Genomic DNA, 24,681 nt, shown 5'->3' with positions numbered 1-24,681 from the left:
CGGCTCGCGCTGCTCGGCCCGCGCCGGGGGCTCAGCCCTTGCGCGGATCCTTCACGTTCGGGTGCTCGTTGTAGAAAGCGTCGAGGCTCTCGCGGGAGATCTCCGCCTCGATATCGCCGTCTTTCAAGATCTTCGCCTGACAGCCGAGGCGGCTCGTCGACCGGACGTCGAAGGCCTTGTCGAGGATGTCCTCCTCGTCCTCCTCGGCCTCGCTGAGGAGCTCGCGCCCCTTCGTGACGTAGACGTGGCAGGTGGAGCACGCGCAGACGCCGCCGCACGCGTCGCCCTCGGGCGCGCCCACGGACTTCGACGCCTGGAGGACGGACGAGCCCACCGGGGCCTCGACCTCCCACGCGCGTCCGTGCGCCAGAAATCGGACCTTGGCCATCAGCTCCTCCTCGCCTCGACGCCGGCCTTCGCCGCGCCAGCGCCGCCCGCCTCGACCTGCGCGTGGCTCGCGTCGTCCCCGCCGTGCTCGGCCAGGTGCGCGTCCACGCCCTTCGCCGCGGCGACCTTCGCCTCGACGTCCTCGACCTGCTTGCCCGCGATCGCCCTGGCCACGGCGCGGTCCATCCGCCGCCCCGCCCACCCGTGCGTCGCCTCGTCGAGCGCCTCCGTGCGCGCCAGGATCAGCCCCGGCTTGTCCCCGCGGATCGCCGCGTCGAGGCCCTTCAGCGCGCCCTCGATCGCCTCGCGCTCACCGGGATCGAGCAGATCGGCGTCCGCGGAGAGCGCCTTGCGCGTCGCCATCGCCACGCGCTCGCCCTCGACCCGCGCCTCGACCAGTCGGCGCTTGAGAAGGTCCTCCTCCCCGTGGTCCAGCGCCGCGAGGAGCATGGTCTCGACCTCCTCGTCCGTCAGCCCGTAGCTCGGCTTGACCTCGACCTTCTGCTCGACCCCCGTCGTCTGCTCGCGCGCGGTCACGCCGAGCAGGCCGTCGGCGTCCACGCGGAACGTCACCTCGAGCCGCGCCATGCCCGCGGGCATCGGCGGGATCCCCTTCAGCACGAAGCGCGCGAGCGAACGGCAGTCGGCGGCGAGCTCCCGCTCGCCCTGCACGATGTGCAGATCGAACCCGGTCTGGTTGTCCGCGTAGGTCGTGAAGACCTGCCGCGCCCCCGCCGGGATCGTCGTGTTCCTCGGCAGGATCTTCTCGGCGACGCCGCCCATCGTCTCGATGCCGAGCGACAGCGGCAGCACGTCGAGCAGGAGCACCTCGTCCGCGCGATCCATCGAGCCGGCCAGGATGTCGGCCTGGATGGCCGCGCCCAGCGCGACGACCTCCTCCGGATCGATGTCCTTGAGCGGCTCCTTGCCGAAGAGGCGCGCCACGTAGTCGCGCACGTGGGGCACGCGCGTCGCGCCGCCCACGAGGATCACGCCGTCGAGGTCCGCGGCCTGGACGCCCGCGTCGCGGAGCGCGCGGCGGCACGCGACGCCGGTGCGCTCCAGGAGCGGCGTGATGAGCGCGTTCAGCTCGTCGCGGGTCACGGTGACCAGCTTCGACGCCGGGCCGCCCGTCGCCTCGGCCGCCTGCACGGGCAGCTCGATCTCGATCTGCGTCGCATCGGTCAGCGCGTGCTTGATGCTGCGGGCGGTGTCGAGCGCGAGCCGCACCACCTCGGGCGTGCGCCGCGTCGCGCCCATCTCCTCGAGCAGCCGCTCCGCGAGCGCCCTGTCCATGTCGTCGCCGCCGAGCGAGCTGTCGCCCCCCGTGGACTTCACCTGGAAGACCCCGTTGTCGAGCAGGAGGACGGTGACGTCGAACGTCCCGCCGCCGAGGTCGTACACCGCGAACAGGCCGTTCTGCTGCTTGTCGAGCCCGTACGCGAGCGCCGCGGCGGTCGGCTCGTTGAGCAGGCGCAGCACCTCCAGCCCAGCCAGCCTGCCGGCGTCCTTGGTCGCCTGCCGCTGGGCGTCGTCGAAGTACGCCGGCACCGTGATCACCGCGCCGCCCACGGAGCGGAGCTCGCGCTCCGCCGAGGTGCGGAGCTCCTTCAAGATCTCCGCCGACACCTCGACGGGCGTCACGACCGCGTCCCGCACCTTGAAGCGCACGCTCTTCGCGTCGTCGGGGCCCTTCGGCTCCGCGAACTCGTACGGCCCGAGCCGCCGCGTCTCCGGATCGTTCGCGCCGCGGCCCATGAAGCGCTTCACGCTGACGATGGTCTCGCGGGGGTGGCTCTGCGCGAGCCGCCGCGCGCTGTCGCCCACGACCGCGCGGCCGCGCTCGTCGTAGTGCACGACCGACGGCACCAGCCGCTCTCCATTGCAGTCGTCGATGACCACCGGGCGGCCGTCGCGCACGCGGGCGACGAGCGAGTTCGTCGTCCCGAGATCGATGCCGATCGGGCTGGGCCTTGCCTTGGGGTCGAAAATTTCGAGGAGGGTCATTTCAAATCTGCGAGCTCTTCTTCGATGGCGCTCACTTCTTCGAGGAACCGCCGGATGTAGCGGAGCTCGCTGAGCAAGGCGAGCACGCCCTGCAGCTGCTCCGGATCATTCCCTGCGGCGGCGAAGGCGCCCTGGATCGCCGTGAGGGTCGCCTGCTCGCGCGCGAGCATCGCCTCGCCGAGCCGCGCGATCCGCGCGGGATCGCGCCCCTTCGCCGCCTCGGCGAGCTCTTCGCGCGACTCCATCATCTCCATGAGCAGGGCGGGGGAGGCCTTCTGCTCGCCCTCCTCGCCCCGCGCGACCCCGGCGCGCTGGAGCAGCGCCTCGGCCCGGCGGATCGGATCCTTGAGGACGCGCAGGGCGTCGTTCGCCTCGATCGCGCGGCCGAGCGCGAGCCGGCGCTCGGCCGCTGGGGCGCCCGCGTAGCGATCGGGGTGGAGCGCGCGGGAGAGATCGCGGTGGCGCTGCTCCAGCGCGCGCAGGTCGAGGTCGAACCGCGGCTCGACGCCCAGGGTATCGAAGGGATCGGTCATGGCGTGCTCTGGGGAAGGCGCCTCGGAGACGGGGCGGGCGCTCCCTGCGGCGGCTCAGGCCACCGTGAACGAGTGCCCGCAGCCGCAGCGCGTCGCCTCGTGCGGGTTCTTGAACTTGAAGCCCTGGAACATGAGCGTCTTCTCCCAGTCGAGCACCGAGCCGCCCAGGTAGAGGATGCTCTTCTTGTCGCAGAAGACGCGCACGGTCGCCTTGTCCGGCTCGGCGAACTCCAGGACGAGGTCGCCGGACCGGGGCGGCTTGTCCTCGAACTCGATGACGTAGGAGAACCCGGAGCAGCCGCCGCCGCGGATCCCGACCCGGATGGCGCCCTCGGGCGTGCCGCGCTTGGCGAGCTGCGCCCGGATGGCCTGCACCGCGGCGTCGCTCACCGAGAGCGTCCGCTTCGACTTTGCCTCCGGCTCGCCCGAGGCCCCGTCGCTGCGCGCGGGCGCGCCGTCGGCCGTCGCGGCGGGCGCGGCGTGCGGCCCGGTGTCCGCCGCCTTGGTCGTGGTCTGCTCACTGCTCTGCATGCGTCGTTCCTTCTCCGGTTCCGGTTCCGGTTCCGGTGCTGTGGGCCGCCTCCGCCCCGAAGCCCCGGCGCTGTTACTCCGCGCTCGCCGTCGCGGCGGCCGCGGCGGGGACCGAAGGCGCCGCGCCCGCGAGCTCCCTCTTCGCCTGCTGCTTGGCGCGGAAATCGGCGATGGCGCTCTTGATCGCGTCCTCGGCGAGGACCGAGCAATGGATCTTCACCGGAGGCAGGTGGAGCTCCTCGGCGATCATGCTGTTCTTGATCGTCTCGGCCTCGTCGATCGTCTTGCCCTTCAGCCACTCGGTGGCGAGCGACGACGACGCGATGGCCGACCCGCAGCCGAACGTCTTGAACTTCGCGTCCTCGATGACGCCGCCCTCGCCGACCTTGATCTGCAAGCGCATGACGTCGCCGCAGGCCGGAGCGCCGACGAGCCCGGTGCCGACGCTCTCGTCATTCTTGTCGAGCGTGCCGACGTTGTGGGGGTTCTCGTAGTGCTCGATGACCTTATCGCTGTATGCCATGGCTCTCTCCTCGACCGTTTCCTTTCGTCTCGAAACCTTGCTCTGTCGGGCCGGCGGCGCCCGCGCCGCTCGTCAGTGGGCCGCCCACTGCACGGTGTTCAGGTCGATCCCCTCTTTGTGCATCTCGTAGAGGGGCGACATGTCGCGCAGCTTGTTCACCTTCCGGATCACGAGGTCAGCCACGTAGTCGACCTCCTCCTCGGTGGTGAAGCGCCCGAGCCCGAACCGGATGGACGAGTGGGCGAGGTCGTCGCCGATGCCCATCGCGTGGAGGACGTAGGAGGGCTCCAGGCTGGCGCTCGTGCACGCCGAGCCGCTCGAGACCGCCACGTCCTTGATCGCCATCATCATGGCCTCGCCCTCGACGAAGCTGAACGACACGTTGAGGTTGCCCGGCAGCCGCCGATCGGGCGAGCCGTTCAGCTGGATGGCGTCGAGCTCCTTCCAGAGCCGGTTCCTGAGCCGCTCGCGCAGCGACAGGATGCGCGCCGACTCCGCCTCGCCCTCCTCCAGGAGGATCTCGGCTGCCCTGGCGAACCCGACGATGCCGGGCACGTTGAGCGTGCCGGACCGCATGCCGAACTCGTGGCCGCCGCCGTCCATCTGCGCGGTGATGCGGACGCGCGGCTTCGACCTGCGCACGTACAGGAAGCCGATGCCCTTCGGGCCGTAGATCTTGTGGGCCGTCACCGACGCGAGGTCGACCCCCATCTGCTCGACGTTGAACGGGACCTTCCCGACCCCCTGCACCGCGTCGGAGTGGAGGAGGATGCCCTTCGATTTCGTGATCTTTCCGATCTCGGCGATGGGCTGGACGGTGCCGACCTCGTTGTTGGCCAGCATGATCGAGACAAGGATCGTCTTGTCGGTGATCGCCCGGGCGACGTCGTCCGGGTCGACCATCCCGTACTTGTCGACCTTGAGGTAGGTGACCTCGTAGCCCTGTTTCTCGAGCCGCTTGCAGGTGTCGAGCACCGCCTTGTGCTCGATGACGCTCGTGATGATGTGGTTGCCCTTGTCCTTGTAGAACTCGGCGACCCCCTTGATGGCGATGTTGTCGCTCTCGGTCGCGCCGGAGGTGAAGACGATCTCCTTGGGGTTCGAGGCGCCGATGAACCTGGCGAGCGTCTCGCGAGCGTGGCCGACCGCCTCCTCGGCCGTCCAGCCGAAGACGTGGCTCCGGCTCGCGGCGTTGCCGAATTTGCCGTTGAAATACGGCAACATCGCGTCGAGGACACGCTGATCGACGGGCGTCGTCGCGTGGTAGTCCATGTAGATCGGAAGCTGGATAGCCATGATGTTTCTCGCTCAGCGGTGATTCGAGCCGTGGCGGCAATGCCCATTGCCGCGGATCCCGGCGACGAGCTCGGGCTCAGCCGTGCTCTTGTCGTGGAGGTTACAGTTCGTACAGGCGGCGACGAGCTCTGCCGGGTCGCACGCCTCGCAGGTGTCGAGGTAGGCGAGGCTCGCCACGAGCTCGTGCTCGAGGGTCTTGAGGTGCGCGACCTGCTCCCGCACCTCTTCGAGCTTCTGCTGGTAGACGTGGCGGATCTGCGCCATCGCGCCGGGGGCCGAGGGGGACGACTCCCAGGTCGAGACGATCTGCTGGATCTGGCTCAGCGACAGGCCGAGGTCGTGGAGCTTGCCGATCCACCGGACGCGGGTCAGGGCCGCGTGATCGTAGAGCCGGTAGCGCCCCTTGGAGCGGGCGTGCGGCGTGAGCAGCCCCACCTCTTCGTAGTGGTGGATCGCCCGCACAGTTTTCCCGGTTGCCTTGGCGATGTCCCCCACCTGAAGGAGGCGCTCCTCCTCCTCGGCGCCACCGAGAGCCCCCATCAGGTCGTCCGTTCGGGACGTGCCGGACGTGACGGGCCCCGCGATGCTTTGCTCGTGGGCTAGCGGAAGGTGGTGGCGGGTGGTCATCGGGTGGTCATCGGCCCGTCGCGCTCGAAACCGTGCTCGGTTGAAACCATGACCCTTACGTGCGCGTGAGGGTTGGGGACCTTGTAGGTCGGAGCGCCAAGACTGTCAACCGGGTCGTACGGGGCCAGCGTGAAACAGCGGAAGGAGGCGGAATCGGTGGCCGCTCGAGGTGCCGGAGGGCAACGTCACGGGCCACCGGCCGCGGCCGCGAGAGGCGGCCGCGCCGCGGCTGGTCGGGGCGGCGGGAGGGCGCGCCTGCAGAGCCCGCCTCCACCGCCCTGTGCCGAGGCAGGCTGGCTGCTTTCCTGGGGTCGCGGGCCGTTCGGCGCCGATCCGGTGCTGTCGGCCCGGCGCTCGGCGAACGGGCGTTCCCGCCATCCATCGCCGCACAGGTATGGTATCACCTCCGCGACGATAGCGACGCGATGGCAGACAAGAAACGAATCCTGTTCGTGGGCTCGTTCAATCCCCCGGCTGACGGGAAGATGGGTGGGCAGTACTTTGCTTGTCGCTCTCTGATCGAGAGCGATCTGAAAGACGATTTCGATTTCCTCCTCGTCGACTCCACCCTCGACAGCATCCGGGTGCAATCGGCGCGCCGCAGGCTGCACAGGATCGCGCCGAGGGTGCTGAGGTGCGTCAGGGCGCTGCTCTTCTCGAGGGTGGATGCGGTCCTCTTGTTCTCGAGCTCGGGGCTGAGCTTCGTCGAGAAGGGATCGATCGGGCTCCTCGGTAAGCTGCTCGGCAAGAAGGTCGTCATCTTCCCTCGCTCGGGGCCGATCGTCGACAACGTCGCCAGGAGCAGGCTGTACAGGTCGTACCTGAGCGCCGTCGTGAGATCCTGCGATGTCGTGATATGCCAGAGCGAAACCTGGCGGAGCTTCTTCCAGAGCCTGGTCCCCGAGGCGTACGGGGACAAACTCGTCGTCATCGAGAACTGGCTGCCCGACTCCAGCTTCGGCGACGTGGGACACAAGGCATACCCTCGGGCCATGGACAGGCCCTTGAGGCTGCTCTATTTCAACCGGATCGAGAGGCAGAAGGGTATTTACGATTTCCTCGAGGCCATGCTCCTCTTGCAGCGGGCGAACGCCTCGGTCAGCGCCAAGATCTACGGAGACGGAAGCGAGCTGGACAACGTGCGCAGGTTCATTGCCGAGAACCAGCTCGCGAACACCGAGTACATGGGCTGGCTCTCGACGGACAAGAACGAGGTCATCTCGTCTTTCGATCTGTGCGTGTTCACCTCGCACAGCGAAGGGTTCCCGAACGCCTTGCTCGAGGTCATGGCCCTCGGGGTCCCCGTCGTGTCCAGCAGGGTGGGCGCCGTGAACGATCTCGTGGTGTCCGGGAGAAATGGGCTCCTGGTGGACGTCGGGAGCCCGGGCCAGATCGCCGAGGCGGTCCTGACCGTCCTCCGCGAGCCGGCGCTGCTGGAGGAGTTCTCGCGGCGCTCGCTCGAGAGGGTGAGGCAGACCAACAGGATGGGTCATGCCGTGACCAAGTTCAGAGACCTGTTATCGACGCTATGAAGAACCCTTCTGTGCTGCTGTATCGGCTGGGAAACTTCTTTTATCGAAACAACCTGACCTTCGTCGCCACGCTCATCACGTGGTTGAACAGGTTCGTGTTCGCGGTCTTCGTTCCCTCCTCGGCCACGATCGGGGCGAATTTCAGGCTCGCTTACTGGGGGCTCGGGGTCGTGATCCACACGAGGACGGTCATCGGCGACAACTGCCTCGTCTGCCAGAACGTCACGATAGGGAGAAACTTCGGCAGCCAGGGCGTCCCGCGCCTGGGCAACGACGTCTATGTCGGAGCGGGGAGCGCGATCTTCGGCGACATCGCCATCGGGGATAACGTGATCATCGGAGCCAACAGCGTCGTGAACAAGGACGTGCCGTCCAACTCCGTCGTCGCCGGGAATCCGTTCAGGATCATCGCGTCCGACAGGAAGCTCAAGTACTACGAGCTGGATAACCCGAGCGCCTGATCCGCAGGATCGGGTCGGCCGGACCGCGTGACCGGGCGCATCTCCACGCGCGCCCTGTTCCATGGCGCGCGTCCATGGCGCGCGTGGCCCGCGCGCGCCTGCATCGCCACGGGCGCCCTGGCTTCGCCGGGCCGGGGAGCGCCCGGGGCGACGCGCTGCGACATTCGTCCAGATTTGTCCTGGACCGAGCTGGGAAACCGTGATTCCTTTCGCGAGGCACCCGCCCCGCCGGCGGCCCTGCCCTAGCGAGGACGTGATGAGCAACGCGGCGTCGTCGGCCGGAGACAAGGCAGGAAAAGCGCATTGGAATCAAGTGTGGTCGAACCGGTCGCTCCCGAAGCCGGTGGATCCGCACGCGCGTGGGCTTCGGCAATACGTGCGCCAGGCATTTCATCGGGAGTTCGTTCGCGCGTTCGAGGGCATGGGCACGAAGGGGCAACGCCTGCTGGAGATCGGCTGTGGTCGTTCCGCCTGGCTCCCCTACCTCGCGCGTGAGTTTGGCTTTCAGGTCAGCGGGCTCGACTATACCGAGATTGGATGCGCGCAGGAGCGGGACATCCTCGCGAGCGCCGGCATCCCTGGCGAGATCGTGTGCGCCGATCTGTTCGAGCCTCCGGAGCGCTTCGTGGGCGCCTTCGACGCGGTGGTGTCGCTCGGCGTGGTCGAGCACTTCGAGGACACGGCGGGCTGCCTCCGCGCATGCGCGCGCTACCTGCGCCCGGGCGGGCGCATCGTCACGGAGATCCCGAACATGCGCGGGCTCGTGGGGTGGGTGGCCAAGGTCACCGACAGGCCCACCTACGACGTTCATGTTCCGCTGGATCGCGAGGCGCTGGTGAAGGCGCATCGCGACGCGGGCCTCCATGTGCTGCGGAGCGACTACATCCTTCCGCTGGACGTCAGCCTCTTCGGCGTGGGCAGCATCGGGTCGCGCTGGCTCCGCCTGCCGGCGGTCGGCGCTGCCTCCGCCGTTGCTGAGCTCGTCTGGGCGCTCGACGCGCGCGGCCTGGCTCCCCGACCGAACGCCGTCACGTCCCCGTACATCTTCTGCGTCGCCGAAAAGAGCTGATGGCCCGACTCCATCACACCATGGAGTCTCGGGCCAGAAAGCGCACACCAGGCGCGGGCTCCATCGCTGTTATGGAGCGCCACGCGCCTCGCGAGGGGCTCCAAGCCTTGCGGGGACGAAAAGGGCCCGCCGAGGCCGCGTCTCTGTCCCGATGAAGGCGTTTCCGCTTTCACGGCAAGCCCCGCCACGGCCGAGTCCGGCATAACGACATTGTCACCAGGTCGACGCACCATGGTAGACACTCACAGGTAAAATTGTTCGATGTGACTGTAAATTGTAGGCGGCGGCAGAATATTCCAGATGCTCGCCGCATTCCAAAGCCTGCTCCTGGGTTGTTCCGTGTGCTGACTTGGGGTACTAGGTGCGCACCAACAACGGGCTGTCCGCCATGGTGATAAGCTATGAATGTCGCCCGCCGCGCCGCACCTTAGGGGTGCGGGATTTCCAGAGGAGCGAGCGATGGTAAGTACGCTCACGGCGGTCATTCTGGCGCTGGTGCTCTCGTGGGCAGCGACGCCGCTCGCGCGCCGCTTGGCGGTGACGGTGGGGGCAGTGGATGAACCGACCGCGCGACGCGTACACACGCGGCGCGTCCCGCGCCTGGGCGGGCTCGCGATCGTGGCGGGTTTCGTGCTGCCGCTGTTCATCCTGGTCGCGCTGAGGACGCAGATCGGGCTGATGTGGTTCTCGCAGCGCTCGCTGGTGGTGGGGCTGCTGGCTGGAGGGCTGGCGATCGCCGCGGTCGGCGCCTGGGACGATACGAAGGGAATGCGCGCGCGGCACAAGCTGGCCGCGCAGGTCCTCGTCGCGTCGATCGCCTGGGCCTTCGGGCTCCGCCTCGAGTGCGTGACGCTGCCGTACTTCGGGCATGTATCGTTCTGGCCGCTCTCGTTCCTGGTGACGATTCCGTGGTTCGTCGCCATCATCAACGCGGTCAACCTGATCGACGGGCTCGACGGGCTCGCGGCGGGCGTCGGCTTCTTCGCCTGCGTCGCGAACTTCATCACCGCGTACCTCGGCGGCTACCCCGGCAACATGGTGATCTGCCTGCTCGCGGCGACGCTCGCGGGCGCGATCGTGGGGTTCCTGTTTCACAACTTTCACCCCGCGACGATCTTCATGGGGGACACCGGGAGCATGTTCCTTGGGTTCATGCTGGCCGCGATCCCTCTCTTCGGCGTGGGCACGCACAAGGGCGGCACTGCGCTCGCCGTCATGGTGCCGCTGCTCGCGCTGGGCCTGCCGATCTTCGACATGATCTCGGCGATGGTGCGGCGTTATGTCGCTCGCCGGCCGATCTTCTCCGCCGATCGTTCGCACATCCACCACAAGCTGCTCGACAAGGGCCACTCCCATCGCAGCGCGGTGCTGATCCTGTATGGGCTCAGCCTGCTGTTCACCGTTGTCGCGCTGGTGGCGTATGTCGGCCGCTCGCTCGAGATCGGGTTCGCCCTCGTCGCCTGCAGCGTGGTGCTCTTCATCGTGGTGCGCACGGCGGGCTCGCTCCCGCTCTTCGGGGCGCAGCCGCAGGACCCCCGGCGCGCCCGCGAGGCCACCGTGGAGGCGCTGCGCCGCGCTGTGCCGTGGGCGCTGATGGAGATCGAGGCCGCGAGCGGCGTGGACAAGCTGCGCCCGGTGCTCGAGCGCTTTGCGGAGGAGGCGAAGCTCGTCGCGCTCGAGGTGAGCTCCGCCGGGGCCAACGGCAGCGCGCGCGTGAAGCCCTGGAGCTGGGAGCAGGACGCGGCGACGGCGCAGCAGCTCCGCGAGGCGGTGGTCGCGGTGTTCCCGATCCAGCTCGAGGGCGAGACCGTCGAGCTGCGCTTCCGCTGGGATAGCGAGGAGTGCGCGGTCAATCCGCAGGCCGACATGCTGCTGCAGCTCGTCGTGGACTCTGCAGAGCGCCTGCTGCTGCGCCGGCCGCCGCCCCGCACGCGGGATTCGCGCCCGCACGGGCGCTTCTCGGTGGTGTGAGGGCCGCTATCCCGCGCTGATGTGTTCGTGCCGCCGGACTGATTGAGGAGATATCGTGGATATTGCCCGCAAGATCGTTGGTCTCAACTGCAAGACGAACGAGCTCTATTATCGTTTCAGCGATCATGCGCATTACTGGAAGGTCTACCAGGGCATCGTGGACGAGGCGGTCGCGCCGGCGACGGACATCATCCACCTCGGCTGCGGGCCGCTGTGGTTCGGCAAGGTCGCGACGGTGCCTCTCGACGGCAAGACCATCTACGCGGTCGATCCGGATGAGGAGGCGCTCGCGCGCAACCCGGCGCAGCGGCATATCTGCGCGTACGGCGAGTCGATCCCGCTGCCCGACGGCTGCGCGGACGTGATCGCCGCGGACCACCTGCTCGAGCACCTCGAGCGGCCCGAGGCGGTGCTGCGCGAGGCGCACCGCCTGCTGCGGCCGGGAGGGCGGTTCGTGTTCACGGCGCCGAACCTCCTCTCCTATTCGGGCCTCGCGACCCACCTCACGCCGCACTGGTTTCATACGCTCTACGTCGGGATGCTGCGCGGGACGAGCGGCAGCGACAATGCCAAGCCGTACCCGACGTACTTCCGCATGAACACGGTCTGGGCCGTGAAGCGCCTCGCGAAGGCCGCGGGCTTCCGCGTCGACAAGCTCGCTACCGGGGTCGACCACCCGAGCTACACGGTGTTGATCCCCGGGCTCCACCAGGCTGCGCTGGCGCTGCACCTCGTGCTCGACAAGGTCGAGGCGCTCGCGCCTTTCCGCATCACGCTCACAGGCAGCCTCGTCCGCGAATAGCGCACGGCCTGCAGCGGTTTCCGCCCCCCTCTGCACCATGCCGAGCAGAGCGGCGGTCTCCCGCACAGGAGACGGGCCCAGATCGGCGTTTTCGGCGCGGAAGCGCACTCCTGTGCGCTGAGCACCGAAAACGTCGAGGTGGGCCCGTATCCGAAGCGGGTGACCGCCGCTCTAAAAACGGATGCGAAAGCCGGCGCGCCAGGCGTCGCGCACGTCACCGCGCCCGGAGAACACCGTGGCCGCCTGGGGCTTCCGGAAGCAGGAGTGCCACACGCCCGGGCTCCGCTCGGGCGTGAGCTGGATGCCCTCGATCTCGATGGGCTGGCGTCGCAAGACGGCCTCGTCGAGCCTGAGCCGGGAGCAGGCGCTCGTCCTGCCGCCCAGGATGTCGTCGAGGACCACGAGCTCCCGAGCGGACAGCTCCACCGTCCGGCGATGCCGGGGGGCTCCGGGGAGAGCTCGATACCCGTCGTGTTCAGCCTCGACGGCGACGTGCGTCGAGGCGCGCTCGAGCCTGCGCACCCCGGCGCGCGCCCGGCGGCCGACGCGGAAGGCGCTCCACACCTCGCTCGAATCCACGTCGCCGAGCTCCACCGTGTTGTGGACGCGCGTGGAGCGGGTGGTCTGCCGGTCGCCGTCGGTCTTGTAGCTGGAGACCCCGTAGTCGACGACAGCGCGCTCTCCGTGGAGCCATAGCTCGAAGGTGAGCGCGTCCGCGTGCACGTGCCCGGGCTGATAGGAGGCTCCATCCATCCCCGCGTCGAGCGCGAGCCAGGCCCGGTCGCCGAACCGCAGGATCACCCAGCCGGTGGCCGCGAGGTGGTCGAGCGACGGCGTGTCGTCCGGCGGCGCGCCGGGGGCTGCCCGCCCGCCACCGGAGGCCCTGCCCGGCGTGAAGAGGCCGAGGTCCTCGCCGAGGGCGAGGACGTGGTCGAGCTCCGGCGCGGCGTCGAGCGACGCATCGTTGAAGAGCGGGTACGAGCCGTCCGGCGCGCGTACGGCGGCGGCCCACTCGAGCGCCCTCTCCGCCGTGGTCCTCCAGCGCTCGGGCACCTCGCGGCCGGCCGCCTGCGCGAGCTCGATGGCCTCGAGCAGCCCGGCCGTCAGCGCGAGGTGGTACGACGCGGAGAGCTCGAAATGGCCGCCGTCCGCGAGGAATTGCTCCGGCAGCTGCCACGCCAGGATCGCGGAGCCGAGCCGCCACCACGCCTCGGCCTCGGGCCCCTGGGCCACGGCGCCGCCGCACACGAGCCCGATCGCGTTCTCCAGGAGGTGATTGGCGAGCAGGTGAAGCTCGAGGCCGAGCGCGATGGCCCGACACGCGCGCGCCAGCTCGGCAGAGAGCCCGGGGCGGCCGAGGCGCGCCGCCGCCGCGAGCCGGCGGGCGCGCACCGACGCGGGAAACGGGTGTGACGCGATCGGGTCGTCCCACGCGCTCGGGGCGGGGAGGGTCGGCTCGGCACCGAGCTCATAGCCGTAGGCGCGCTCGTAGGCGTGCAGGAGCGACCCTTCGGGAATGGCGGCCAGCCGCGCGCGCCCGCGCTCCTTCTCCGCGTCGGCGAAGGCCGCGAACCGCGGGCTCGACGGGGCAAAGCCCGGCCGGAGGCGAGGCGCCAGCGCCGCGCTCGGCCCCCCGCCGAGCGCGCGGTGGCCGAGGGCGATCGGGCGGGCGAGGACCTGCAGCGGATGGAGCTGGACGAGGGTGCGGGCGATCCGCGGGAGGTTCATCGCTTGCTCCTGCTCTGGCCTTCACGAGAGCGCGAGCGGGAGAGCACGCGCTCCAGCACATCGACATACTCGCGCGCGAGCATGTCGCGCTCGAACGAGCGCATCACATAGGCCCGCCCTGCCGGCCCCATGCGCCTTCGCCGCTCGGGATCGGAGGCGAGCTCGACGATCGCCCGGGTCATGGCCGGTACGTCTTCCGGGGGAGCGAAGACGCCGGCGCTCGCCTCCTCGACGATGGACCGCGCTTCTCCGTCGACCGAGATCACGATGGGCCGCTCCATGGCGAGGATCTCGAAGATCTTGGACGGGATGACCGTGTGAAAGAGCTCGGTCTTGCGCAGGGGAACGAGGCAGATATCGGCGGTCGCATACACCTCGGTGACCGCATCGCGCGGGAGGGCGCCGAGGAACGTCACGTTGGAGAGCCCGAGCTCCCGGGCGCGCGCCTCCAGGCTGGCCCGCTCCGCCCCCTCGCCGACGAACAGGAAGCGAATGTCGTCGCGGGCGCGCAGGCCGCGCGCCACATCGAGCACGGCAGAGAGGCCGTGCGCCATGCCGTGCGTTCCGACGTACGCCACGACGAGGCGGTCGCCGAAGCCGAGCTTCTCCCGGAGCGGCGTGTCGCGCGAGGCGGGGGTGAAGCGCCCGAGGTCCACGCCGTTCCTGATGACGTCGATCTTGTCGGCGGGGACTCCTCGCTGGATGAGCCGCTCCCGGAAGCTCTGCGTGACGACCACGATCCCGTCGGACGCCTCGTAGAGGTGCTCCTCGACGCGCGTGAGCCCGCGCACGATCGCGTGCCCGGCCGACAGCGCGCCCACGGCCACGATCGACTCGGGCCAGAGGTCGCGCACCTCGAACACGAACGGCAGCCCGCGGAGCCTTGAGAGCCCGTAGCCGGCCACGGCCGCGAGGAACTGGGGGCTCGTCGCGATGAGGATGTCGGCCTGCGGTAAACCGAGCTGCGCGAGCGAGAGCGCAGACAGGGCGAAGGACCCATACGCGAGCGAGCGGCGCACCTTGCCCCGGTTGGCGGCGGCGTAGATCCAGGTGCGGAGGACCCGGACCCCGTGGAAGTCCTCTTCCACGCGGAGCCGACCTCGATAGGCAGCCGGGATCACCCCTGTCGGGTGGTTCGGCATGCCCGTCAGGACCGTGACCTCGTGTCCGGCACGCCGCCAGGCCCGGGCGAGCTCGGAGACACGCGCGGCGGGGGCCCCGGACTCGGGGGGAAAGTAGGGAGAGACGTAGAGGATGCGCATGAGGGCTTCAGGAGGTCCGTGCGTGGGAAGCGAGCTTCGCTGCAGATGAACGAGGGGCTTCAGCAGCTCAGGATGAGCTCCTTGATCTCGGTTCCGCCATGGATGCTGTCGATGTGCACGAAGCCGCCCTCCGTTCGCGCGAACAGCGAGGCCTTCTCGGCGTCGCGGTTGTCGATCACAAGGAGCAGCCCGTCAGGCGCGAGCGCGCGCCAGAAATTGCGCGCGGCTCGGCGGATCTGATCGTCGGAGAAATAGGCGCGGTTCAGGATGTTCGCTGCCTTGACGACCGTCGGCGCGGGGCCGTCCCACGGCTGGAAGATGTCGTGGGGCCTGAGGCGCACGCGCGCGTCGCGGCGCGCGATCTCGCGGAGCCGCGGCTGGACGAGCGATACCTCCGGATAGGCCGGGTCGAACGGCGGGATGGCGCCGCGCCACCCGGGGAGCACCCAGCGCGGCCAGCGGCGCGATCCCGCCGCTGCGGGATAGAACAGCAAGCGCGGGGTGGCGGCGAGGACGCAGGCGCCGTCCGCATCATAGAAGAACGCGCGCCCGCGGTCGTCGGCGCGCACCCGGAGCGAGAGCGCCCTGTCCGTCACATAGTACGCCTCGAAGGCGTCGCCGAGCGCGGTGATCAGATCGAGCGCCGTGCTCCCGTCGGAGGCACCGACATCGAGGACGACGGGGCTCTTCTGGCGGAGCGCTCCCACGAGGAGGGCGTCGCTCTGCCGGTGCCTGCCCGGCCGCGTCGTCTTGTAGGTGCCGCCCAGCAAAAGGACGGAGATCCGCTCCGAGAACACCTCGGGCGACGTGATCTCCTCGGGCCGGAGAAGGGCCCGCGGGTCCGGGAAGCAGACCCTGCGAGGCAGCATGCGCGCCGGCCAGCCTGAACGGTTCAAACGAAAGGGAAATCTCATGACGATAGGGACCTGGCTTCTCCGCTCTTCATGTTCCGACGCCGCGCGCCGCGCGGTCCATCCTGCGGCTTGCGGGCGCGCGGTCCCGCGTTGTCCTCGCGCCGGCCAACCCCGGTCGGCGCGGCTACCGCCCCAGCGCCGACGAGGGCCCGAGGCGCGGCTCGCGCGGGCGCTGCCCGGATCTCCGGCGTGTCGGGCCTAGGGCGGCCAGCCCGCGCCGCAGGTGCGCGACCACCGAGGTGAGCACGACCGCCGCGAGCAGCGCGATCCCCAGCGACACCGTGATCTTGAGCAGCGCGGTCAGCTCGCCGCGAAACTGGTTGTACGCGAACGAGGCGAGGTTCACCGCCGCGGCGCGGGCGAGCAGGGGCGAGCCGCGCGCGCCGGCCACGAGGAGCGGCATCATGAAGAAGAGCGAGCTGAAGACCGCGATCTCGATGGCCGTGCCGGCGAGCCCGAAGTTCAGGTACCCTTCGGCGGCGGCGCCCATCGCGAAGCCGGCGCCGCGGCGCGCGAGGTCGGGGGCCGTCCACATGGCATATCGCTGCGCGAGGCCGAGCGGTCGCTCGCTCCAGAGCGGCTTGGGCACCAGGATGAGGAACGCGTTCACCCAGCTCTCGCCTGGGTAGCTGATGATGGGCGGCTGCTCGTTCACGACGCTGACGAGGTTGGCGTAGACGCGCTGGAGCTCTCCGATCTCCAGCGGGTTCTCGATCCGCTCGAGGTACGCGCTGGCCGACGATATCTGCGCGTCGAGCCCGCTGCCCTGCTCGGCGCGGGCGCCTTCCACGACGATGCCGTAAAAGAGGACGCCCACCATTCCGATGGCCAGCCATACGCGTCGGATCTGGATGCCGAAGGCATGCACGGCGAGCGCGACGGAGAGGACCGTCCAGACGAGGGGGCCCCGCCGGCCCATGATCGTGTTGAGCAGGAAGCTCACGAAGAAGCAGAACCCCGCGAGCGAGACCACCCTCGGTACGGCCAGCCCCGCCTTGCGGAGCGATACGACCCGGAGGAGGAGGTAAACGACGGCCACCCCGATGAGATGCCAGCCGCCGGTGAGCAGCCCTTTGCCATCCGCCTCGAGGTGATTGGAGGCGTAGTTCATCGAGAAGAACCGCCCCACGCCGATCGTGGCGATCCACGTGACCACGAGCCCCAGGCCCACCATGCCGACGAGGATCGTGGCCCAGTCCTGGTCCAGCGTCGCCTTGGGCCTGTGCGCCGGGACCAGGCGCTGCAGGTCGGGTGCTTCCTGGGGGCGGCTCAGCGCGGTGCAGGCGAGGGCGCACCCGACCGCGCCGGCATAGGCCACCCGCATGGCTGCCGTCTCATGGCTCGACAGGGAGAACTCGCGGGAGATGAGGAGGCGCAGGATGGGTGAGTAGGCGACGCTGAGGAAATAGGCGGCTGGTATGTAGGTCTCCGGATCCAGCGGATGGAACCGGGGGCCGCTGGCGCGGGCGAGCGACGGGGCGGCCAGCAAGAGCAAGAGGCCGATCGTCCATCCGCGGCCGTCGCCGAGCGCTCCCTCGAGGATCGGGCCGAGGGCCGCCAGCGTCCCGACGAGGAGCGTCGCGGTCATCCGGCCGAGGGGCGTCTTCGCCCGCCGCGCGGGCGCCGCGCCGGGGGCGCGCGCAGCGCCGCGCGCGCGGGGGAGTCTCAGCGAGGGCAACGGCGGCGCTCCTCAGTTCGGCAAGGGGGGTGGAGAGGGGGGCGGAGGAGCGTCCGTCGGGGCCGGGGGCGCCGGCTCGGAGGGCGCGTGGTAATAGCCGTCCTTCCTGTCGCCATAGTAGTGGTAAACCCCGTACTCTTGGCGCTTCAGATCGACGGCGTTCAGCACGACGCCCACGGTCTTGCCGCCGACGTCGAGCAGCGCGCGGATCCCATAGCGCGCGAAGTCGTGCCTCGTCGCGGAGGCGCGCACGACGAGGACCGTGCCGTCGACCAGCGTCGACAGCACGGCGCCGTCGGTGACCGCGACGATGGGAGGGCTGTCGATGATGACCCGGTCGAAGCGGCTCTGGAGCTTCTGGAGCAGCGCCTGGAAGCGAGCGCTGTGCAAGAGCTCCGCCGGGTTCGGCGGGATCGGGCCTGCCGGGATGACGTAGAGGTTCTCCACCTCGGTCTTGAGCGCGCTCTCGTCGTCCACCACGGAGTCGTCGAGCAACGCGCTGGTGACGCCGAGCTCCGGGCTCTTGCCGAAGATCTGGTGGATGCGCGGCTTGCGGAGGTCGCAATCGATGAGGACGACCTTCTGTCCGGCCTGCGCCATGGCGACCGCGATGCAGCAGCACACGGTCGTCTTGCCCTCGCTGGGGCCGGCGCTGGTGATGAGGAGCGTCTTGTAAGGCCGGTCGGGCGACATGAAGAGCAGGTTGGTCCGGATCGCGCGCGCCGCCTCGGCGATCCCGCTCGTCGGCTGATCGTGCACGACGAGCTCGCGCCGGCCCAGCGGGGGCGCGGCCTTGCCGCGGTGGCGCGCCCTGCGGCGCTGGGCGTCCTTCTGGTCCCGCTTGTCGAACTCCGGGAGGAGCCCGAGGAAGGGTAGCCCGAGCTCCCGCTCGACCTCATCCGGCGTCCGCAGCGTGCGATCGAGCATCGCCCGCGCCAGCGCGGCGCCGATCCCGAGGAGCAGCCCGGCGAGGATGCCTATCCCGATGTTGACGCCGACGCGCGGCCGCAGCGCGGTGAGCGGGAAGTTCGGCCGATCGAGGACGTGGATGTTGTTCACCCGCAGCATTCGCTGGAGATCGCTCTCCTTCGTGCGCTCCAGGACGAGCTGGTACAGCTTCTCTGTGTTGTCCTTCGTCCTGCGGAGTCGATCGTACTCGATCTTGAGTGAGTTCAGCTCGAACGCCTGCTTCTTCGCGTCCTCGAGCAGCCCCACGAGGCCACCCTCCTGGCGCTTCACGATGGCGAGATCGCGGTTGACCGCGCCCTGAACGTTCTTGATCTCGGCGACCAGCGCGCTCCTGTTGGCGGCGACCCGCTCGGTCGCGGCGCGGACGTCGGGGTGGTTTTCACCCTTGCCGGAGCCGATGAGCGCGTCGCGCTCACGGACGCACTCCTCCTGGCGCGCGCGCAGCATCTGGAGGACCGGGCTCTGGATGAGCTCGGAGGCGGGGAGGTCGAGCGGGGTGTTCGGGTCGAGCTTCGACAGCTCGTGGCTCCGGGCCGCGAACTCTTCACGTTTCGTGCGCACGGACGTGAGAGCGTCGTTGATCTGCTTCATCTCCTCGCGCAGCAGGTTCGTCTTGTCCTCGAAATCGACGTCGAGGATGTTCTTGCTGAGCTTGTATTCGTGGAGCGACGTCTCGCTCGTCTCGAGATCGTTCTTCAGCTTGTCGAGCTGCGCCCGGAGCCAATCGACTGCTGAGTTCGTCGAGGCGACCGCGTCATCGAGGTTCTGCTCGATGTAGATGTCCATCAACGTGGTGAGGATGCGCTGAGCCCGCTCGCGATCCGCGTCGTTGTAGCGGATCACCGCGAGGCGGCTGTCCTTCACCGGCTCGACAACGAGCCGCTCGCGCAGGAGCTCCGCGGCCTCCTCCGGGGTCACGGACATCGGCCCGGGCGAGGCCGCGTCCTTCGGGAGGTCCTTCAGAAAATAGGCATCGTTCTGCAGGTTGAGCTGGGCGACGACCGCCAGCGCCACCCGGATGGACCGGATGACCTTGTACTGGGTTTCATAGTACTCGCGGTTATTCCAGTACGAGCCGGCGCCCATGTCGACCACGGTGTCGACCCCGCGGCCGAGCGGCCGAGGAGGGTTCGGATCGAACTGCACCGTCGCCGCGGATTGATAGATCTTCTTCTGCCCGAGCGTATAGAACGTGACGCTGAGGGCGACCAGGAGCAGGGTGGTCAGCGCGATGGCCCAGTGCTTGCTGACCGTTCGCCAGGTGACGACGAGGTCGAACGCGCGCTCGCCTGCGGTGTCGTCGCGGAGAGCGGTCGTGGAGGGGGCTCTGGATTCGTCGGCCATAAGTCATGCGCTCGAAGCGCCTTCGTGGAGGGTAGAGGTCCGCGCGGAGGGCTAAGGTGCCCGCGGCGTCTCCAAAATTCAAGCCGGGGTTCTCAACAGGGGGACGATGTGGCATAATGTGCGCATCGTGACAATGCGCGGCCTGGCGTCGGCCTGGCGTCGGAGAGGCGGGGTGCGGCACATTCTCGCGCGGTGCGACGCTCGCGCCGATGGAGTACACTCCGGCCGCGCGTTCGGAAGCGGAAAACGCGCTCAGGCAGTCAGAATGGAACGATCGTCCTTCATGGCGCGCGGCGCGGTCGCGAGCGCGGTTTGCTCTGCGCTCCTCCTCGAGGGGGCCTCGGCCTTCGCCGACTGGCCATCTGCCCGTCACGACGCGCAGCGCACGGGCGCCACGTCGTCCACGAGCAATATCGTGAAGCCGGCGCCCTACTGGCGGGCGTACCTCGGCGGTGTCCTCTCGACAGGCCGGGTGCTCGCAGGGGACGCGAACCAGGACGGCGATATCGACCTGCTCTTTGTGTCCGGCGGCCGCGTCGTCCTCTCCGATCCGCTGGGATTCGTCCGCTGGAGCACCCCATCGCTGGGAATGCAGACGCTGCACTCCGTCGACGATCTCGACGGAGACGGGCGGGTCGAGATCGTCGCGCTGAGCGGCGCGGGCGCGGCGGTCATCGATGGATCGAGCGGAGCCATCCTGTGGCGCGAGGACGCCTCTGAGCTCGGAACGCTCGGGGCCGCGCGCCTCGCCGATTTCAACGGCGACGGTTATCTCGATCTCTTCCTGGACGAGTGTGGCTGTTGCACCGTGCGCACGGACAGCCCGGGTGTCATCTACAGCTTCGCGGGGGGGTTCGGCGCTGTCGAGCGGTTGCCTCCTCCTCCGCGGCGCGTGCATTGCAACGCGACGATCGACACGGTGGGCGACTGGAACGGAGACGGCGCGGACGATCTCCTCGTGTCCTCCTATGACCAGCTATTCCTCGTCTCGGGATCGGGGGACGTCTTCGCGGAGTCGGCCAGCATCGGCGTCCACCTCGGCGGGGCCGTCTGCGAGGCGGTGACCATGGGCGATCGGGCGAGCCCCGGTCAGCACGCGCTCTGCTTCCAGAATCGGGTCCGCGGCAACCAGGGCGCGCGCGAGGTCACCCTGCTCGCGTACAGGCCGGACGAGAGCCCGTCGCTCGCTGTGGTCTGGCGAAAGACCCTCAGCCCCAATGACGGCGGCGACGCCCGCGCCCCGACGCGCCTCGCGTGGGATCTCGACGGCGACGGCGCGCTCGAGGTGCTGGCGAGCGGCAAGGTGGGCGAAACCTGGACGTCCTTCGTGCTCGATGCCGCCACGGGCGCCGCGCTCGCCACCATTCCCGACGCGATAGCGCAGGGCGCGGTCCAGGGAGACGCCGGCTCCGAGCAATGGATCGTCACGTCGCGCGAAGAGCGCGTGTCGGCGTACCGGTTCAGCCGCGCCGCCGGAGGCTCGCTGGAGCGGCTCTGGTCGCTGGACGGCGAGCGGGTGCGCACGCGGCTCGACTGGGCGAGATCCCGCAGGACGAACCTCGCCTTCTCGCTGGTGACTCCGGATCTCACGGGCGACGGACGCGGTGAGCTCGTGCTCGAGTCGACGTCGGAGCCCGTCGGGCTCACAGCGGTCGACATGCAGGGGGGCGGGACGACGGTCGCGGCCGTCTACTCCGTCGAGCCCGGAAGCGGCATCGCGGCGCTCGAGCTGCCCGTCGCGAGCGCTCCGGCGTGGCCGCGGCTGGTGGTCTCCCGGGCCGATGGGTTCCTCACGCTGCTCGACGCGTCGTTCGAGCCCTCGAACCTCGTGCGGGAGGGGCGCGACGTCCTGCCCGGGATGCGCGTCGGCGGCTTCTACACAGGCCCGGGCGCCTTCGTCAATTTTGGCCGCGCCCCGCTCGCCGCGAGGTTCTCTCCGGAGGACGCCGCCGCCAGCGTCGTGGTCGTCGACAGCCGGGGCGACCTCGTCCGGGTCGCGTCCGACGGCGCGAGCAACGTGGCGCCGGCCAAGCCCGCCTGGCGCGTGAGGGACGCGTTTGGCGCGTCCATCGCCCCCGCCGAGGGGAGCTCGCCCGCGACGCTCGCGTGCTTCAGGCGGCTGCACCCGCTCACCGACCCGGTGAAGTACGCCGTCGCGACGCTCGACGCGAACGGCAGGCAAACGAGCGAAACTCCGCTCGAGAAGCCCCCCGCGTGGGACGTGCTGCACGGGGATCTCGACGGAGACGGCGCGCGCGAGCTCGTGGCGGTCACGGTGGATCCGAGCCTGCACACCGAGGTCGTCGCGATCGATGGGGGCGGCGGAGAGCGGTGGAAACACCGTATCGACGCCTCCGCCGGCACCCAGGCCGTCGCGATGGCCGACTGGAACGGCGACGGCGCGGAGGACGTGGCGGTCGCGATCAACAGGGCCAAGGTGCTCTCGGGTCGGAACGGCAGCCCCCTCGGCGAGAACCCGGAGACGCTGCTCTATTTCATGCCCATCCTCGCCGATGTGTCGGGAGATCATCGGCTCGAGATGACCCTGCAGGGGGGGTATGCCCCCGCGCGGGCGCTGCCGCACGACCTGAGCGCCGCGCTGTGGAGGGGCGCGGAGGACATCCGTCCCTACCCGCACGGCGCGATCGCGAGCTGCGACGGCAAGACCGTCCTCGTCGAGGGGTCGTTCATGAATCCGGCGCGGCTGACGTTCTCCGTGCTGGACGCCGCCAGCGGGGGGCAATCGAGCTTCATCGTCCTCGCGGGCGACGGCGCGTTCGACGCGGAGGACGCCGCAGCACAGGCGGGCGCCCCGATGGGCCAGCTCGGAGATGTGGCCATCTCGCGGAACCTGACCGGGCGCGCGTCCGCCGGTCCGACCGCCATCGTCGGCTCCACGAACGGCTTCCTTTATGCGGTCGACGCGTGCTCGGCGCGCCTCGTGTGGTCCTATGCTTTCGGCAGCCCCGTCGGCTCACCGAGCCTCGCGGACACCGACGGTGACGGCCACGACGACATCCTCGTGAGCGTGGCAGATGGCTACCTCTACAACATGCGACACGAGATCCTGCCGGCCCCCGAGTTCGTCTGGGATGTCGATCCGGGCAGCGGCGAGCGGGGCGAGGACATCGACGAGATCGAGACCAGGGACACGCTCCACATGAGGTGGTCGAAGGTCGATGGCGCGACGTCGTATCAGGTGACGGTCGTGGGCGGGCAAGGCGATTACCTGAGCTCGCCTGCGTGGCAGGACGTGGGCGACGTCGTAGAAGCCTCGGTCGGCGGGTTGCCGCTCCTCGACGGGGCGAAGTACTACGTCGGCGTGCGTGCGGTCTCTGCCGCCGGGCTCTCGCCGGACCGGGGGTCGGACGGCGTGATCGTGAGGATGCCGCAGGGCGAAGGGGGAGGCGGCGGTGGAGCCGGAGGCGCTGGCGGCGGCGGAGCAGGAGGCACCGGCGGCGGAGCAGGGGGCGGCGGCGATGGCGGGGCAGGGGGCACCGGCAGCGCAGGCCCTGGCGGAGCCGGCGCGGCCGGATGGGACGACACGCTCCTGTACGGCCGTGGTTGCGTGTGCACCGAGGCGCCGGGGCAGCGCCCGGCCTCGTGGACGGCCGGCCTCGGCGCTATCGCCCTGGCGCTCGTCGCCCTCGGCAGGGCCCGCGGGACGGCGAGCGCGCCGCCGAGCCGCCGCGCGACCAGGGCACCTCGCGGGCGCTGGCCGCGCGACGCGCGGCCGGCGCGTTAGAAGCTCACGCCCCCGCCGAGCGCCAGCGTGAGCGCGAACGCTGCGATCAGCAGGAGCATCGCGCCGAGCGTGTACCGCCGCACAGGCGCGTCGATCACGAAGGCGAGGCGCGCCACGCCGACAAGCACCGAGGGGCCGAACACACCGAAATGGCGGACCAGGGGCGCCGGCGCCAGCAGGAGCCATCCGGCCACGCACGCGCTGCTCAGCACGCTGCCCGCCGCGAGCACGCGGCGCGAACCCGGGCCGGAGAAGTAGATGCACATGGCGTCCGTGACGAGCGGAGCCACCGCAGAGACCAGCATCGTCATCGTCATGGCGTCGCGGGCGGCGCCCGAGTGCGGCAGGCCGGGGATCCGGACCGTGAAGATCACATAGATGGCCGCGCCGAGGAGCGAGAGCAGGGCGGCCGGAGGCAGCCAGGCGCGCACGGCGCGCGCCTGCCAGGTCGCCTCGTCTCCCGACCTGCTCGCGCCCGCGACCGCGCGCGCCGCGAACGCCTGCGACGCCTGGGAGAGCACCGCGGCGAACGACCAGTAGAGCACCTGCTGCCCCACGCGATGGTCGCCGATGAGCTTCAGGTTGGCGCTGAGCGAGATCGGGTAAACGATGACGGTCGAGAAGTTCGCGATGGAGTACGGGACCGCGCGCCGGACGACGAGCATCGCGTAACGAGCGGCGCGCCGGAGCCGGGTCGGGCGCAGGAGGAGCAGCGCAGGCGAGGCGCCGGCGATCCCGATCGCGACGGCGACGGCATCGGGGCGCCCCGCAAGCGCGGCCAGCATGGAAGCGCCCGGGGAGAAGACGAGGAGCACCGCGAGCGCGTGCAGATACCGCCCCTGGAGCTGCCAGCTCGGCCAGATGCTCGGCGCGGCGGCGGCGAGCAGCGAGCACGCGCTGAAGAGCGCGGTGACCAGACCCGCCGTCCCGCCCAGCCCGGTGGTCAGCTCATGGGCGAGCGTGCAGCTGAAGGCGAACACGGCGACGAGCGCGAGGGCGCCGCCCACGAGCGCGCGGCCCCCCCTGGTCGCGAAGGCGCGCGCCCGGCGCGCGAGGGTCGGCGCGAGGCCGGCGGAGACCAGCGCGACGACGACCATCCCGCGCGACGTGTAGTTGGCGAGCGCGGCGAGCGCCGCGGGGTCGGCCGACAGCGCAAGCACCCACTGGGCCGCGAGCGAGACGGCGCGAGGCAGGATGACCGCGAAGGCGACCCCGGCGCCGCCGTGCATCCCAGCGCGCAGCAACGACGACAGCTTCACAGGGCGATTCGAAGGAGAGGGAGGAAGGCGAAGATGGCCACGA

Annotated in this window: 19 protein-coding genes; 6 read left to right on the top strand and 13 right to left on the bottom strand. The window is 69.9% G+C overall.

Features of this window, described 5'->3' with window-relative positions:
• Nucleotides 1-31: 31 nt before the first annotated feature.
• The 7 genes from WMF39_RS39645 to WMF39_RS39615 form a co-directional block, all read right to left on the bottom strand.
• Nucleotides 32-388 carry a 2Fe-2S iron-sulfur cluster-binding protein gene (locus tag WMF39_RS39645; RefSeq protein WP_437295123.1) on the bottom strand — a complete coding sequence of 119 codons (357 nt, stop codon included), beginning with the start codon at nt 386-388 and terminating at the stop codon, nt 32-34.
• Nucleotides 388-2,394 carry a Fe-S protein assembly chaperone HscA gene (gene hscA, locus WMF39_RS39640; RefSeq protein WP_437741648.1) on the bottom strand — a complete coding sequence of 669 codons (2,007 nt, stop codon included), beginning with the start codon at nt 2,392-2,394 and terminating at the stop codon, nt 388-390. The genes WMF39_RS39645 and hscA overlap by 1 nt, the downstream gene beginning before the upstream one ends.
• Nucleotides 2,391-2,927, bottom strand: coding sequence for a Fe-S protein assembly co-chaperone HscB (gene hscB, locus WMF39_RS39635; protein ID WP_437741647.1), 537 nt, complete (start codon nt 2,925-2,927; stop codon nt 2,391-2,393). Before hscB ends, hscA begins: the two co-directional genes overlap by 4 nt.
• Before the next feature lie 54 nt (nt 2,928-2,981).
• The gene (locus WMF39_RS39630) at nt 2,982-3,458 is read right to left on the bottom strand and encodes a HesB/IscA family protein (RefSeq protein WP_437741646.1); all 477 of its coding nucleotides are present in this window, start codon (nt 3,456-3,458) and stop codon (nt 2,982-2,984) included.
• 73 nt (nt 3,459-3,531) lie between these two features.
• Entirely contained in the window at nt 3,532-3,981 is a 450-nt protein-coding gene (gene iscU / locus WMF39_RS39625; RefSeq protein ID WP_437741645.1) for a Fe-S cluster assembly scaffold IscU, read from the bottom strand.
• 72 nt (nt 3,982-4,053) lie between these two features.
• Nucleotides 4,054-5,271, bottom strand: a complete 1,218-nt coding sequence (locus WMF39_RS39620) for an IscS subfamily cysteine desulfurase (protein WP_437748091.1) — start codon at nt 5,269-5,271, stop codon at nt 4,054-4,056.
• A gap of 18 nt (nt 5,272-5,289) precedes the next feature.
• Nucleotides 5,290-5,817, bottom strand: a complete 528-nt coding sequence (locus tag WMF39_RS39615; RefSeq protein WP_437741644.1) for a MerR family transcriptional regulator — start codon at nt 5,815-5,817, stop codon at nt 5,290-5,292.
• A gap of 512 nt (nt 5,818-6,329) precedes the next feature.
• Here WMF39_RS39615 and WMF39_RS39610 point away from each other — a divergent pair.
• The 5 genes from WMF39_RS39610 (at nt 6,330) to WMF39_RS39590 (ending at nt 11,739) form a co-directional block, all read left to right on the top strand.
• On the top strand, nt 6,330-7,436 hold the full coding sequence (locus tag WMF39_RS39610) for a glycosyltransferase family 4 protein (protein WP_437741643.1): 1,107 nt from the start codon (nt 6,330-6,332) through the stop codon (nt 7,434-7,436).
• Nucleotides 7,433-7,897 carry a serine O-acetyltransferase gene (locus WMF39_RS39605; protein ID WP_437741642.1) on the top strand — a complete coding sequence of 155 codons (465 nt, stop codon included), beginning with the start codon at nt 7,433-7,435 and terminating at the stop codon, nt 7,895-7,897. Before WMF39_RS39610 ends, WMF39_RS39605 begins: the two co-directional genes overlap by 4 nt.
• Nucleotides 7,898-8,153: 256 nt before the next feature.
• The gene (locus tag WMF39_RS39600) at nt 8,154-8,966 is read left to right on the top strand and encodes a class I SAM-dependent methyltransferase (protein WP_437741641.1); all 813 of its coding nucleotides are present in this window, start codon (nt 8,154-8,156) and stop codon (nt 8,964-8,966) included.
• Between the two features lie 405 nt (nt 8,967-9,371).
• The gene (locus tag WMF39_RS39595) at nt 9,372-10,937 is read left to right on the top strand and encodes a glycosyltransferase family 4 protein (protein ID WP_437741640.1); all 1,566 of its coding nucleotides are present in this window, start codon (nt 9,372-9,374) and stop codon (nt 10,935-10,937) included.
• 55 nt (nt 10,938-10,992) lie between these two features.
• Nucleotides 10,993-11,739 carry a class I SAM-dependent methyltransferase gene (locus WMF39_RS39590; protein WP_437741639.1) on the top strand — a complete coding sequence of 249 codons (747 nt, stop codon included), beginning with the start codon at nt 10,993-10,995 and terminating at the stop codon, nt 11,737-11,739.
• 171 nt (nt 11,740-11,910) lie between these two features.
• Here WMF39_RS39590 and WMF39_RS39585 read toward each other — a convergent pair whose 3' ends face one another.
• The 5 genes from WMF39_RS39585 to WMF39_RS39565 all read right to left on the bottom strand — a co-directional run bounded on the left by WMF39_RS39585 (nt 11,911) and on the right by WMF39_RS39565 (nt 19,634).
• Nucleotides 11,911-13,467, bottom strand: a complete 1,557-nt coding sequence (locus tag WMF39_RS39585) for a heparinase II/III domain-containing protein (RefSeq protein ID WP_437741638.1) — start codon at nt 13,465-13,467, stop codon at nt 11,911-11,913.
• On the bottom strand, nt 13,464-14,729 hold the full coding sequence (locus WMF39_RS39580; protein ID WP_437741637.1) for a glycosyltransferase family 4 protein: 1,266 nt from the start codon (nt 14,727-14,729) through the stop codon (nt 13,464-13,466). Before WMF39_RS39580 ends, WMF39_RS39585 begins: the two co-directional genes overlap by 4 nt.
• 59 nt (nt 14,730-14,788) lie before the next feature.
• Nucleotides 14,789-15,598: a hypothetical protein gene (locus WMF39_RS39575; RefSeq protein ID WP_437741636.1), complete on the bottom strand. Its 810-nt coding sequence runs from the start codon at nt 15,596-15,598 to the stop codon at nt 14,789-14,791.
• 169 nt (nt 15,599-15,767) lie between these two features.
• Nucleotides 15,768-17,321, bottom strand: a complete 1,554-nt coding sequence (locus WMF39_RS39570) for a hypothetical protein (RefSeq protein ID WP_437741635.1) — start codon at nt 17,319-17,321, stop codon at nt 15,768-15,770.
• A 12-nt stretch (nt 17,322-17,333) separates the two neighbouring features.
• Complete coding sequence (locus WMF39_RS39565; protein ID WP_437741634.1) at nt 17,334-19,634, bottom strand: GumC family protein; 2,301 nt, start codon at nt 19,632-19,634, stop codon at nt 17,334-17,336.
• 265 nt (nt 19,635-19,899) lie between these two features.
• Here WMF39_RS39565 and WMF39_RS39560 point away from each other — a divergent pair, with 265 nt between their 5' ends.
• Complete coding sequence (locus WMF39_RS39560) at nt 19,900-23,379, top strand: FG-GAP-like repeat-containing protein (RefSeq protein ID WP_437741633.1); 3,480 nt, start codon at nt 19,900-19,902, stop codon at nt 23,377-23,379.
• Here WMF39_RS39560 and WMF39_RS39555 read toward each other — a convergent pair.
• Nucleotides 23,376-24,638, bottom strand: a complete 1,263-nt coding sequence (locus WMF39_RS39555) for a hypothetical protein (RefSeq protein WP_437741632.1) — start codon at nt 24,636-24,638, stop codon at nt 23,376-23,378. The genes WMF39_RS39560 and WMF39_RS39555 overlap by 4 nt on opposite strands.
• Nucleotides 24,639-24,681 lie beyond the last annotated feature (43 nt).

The sequence above is a fragment of the Sorangium sp. So ce1504 genome, from assembly GCF_051521635.1.
Lineage (GTDB): Bacteria > Myxococcota_A > Polyangia > Polyangiales > Polyangiaceae > Sorangium > Sorangium cellulosum_B.
Note: the sequence above shows the minus strand (reverse complement) of the source record. Positions and strands in the feature narration are given on the sequence as shown.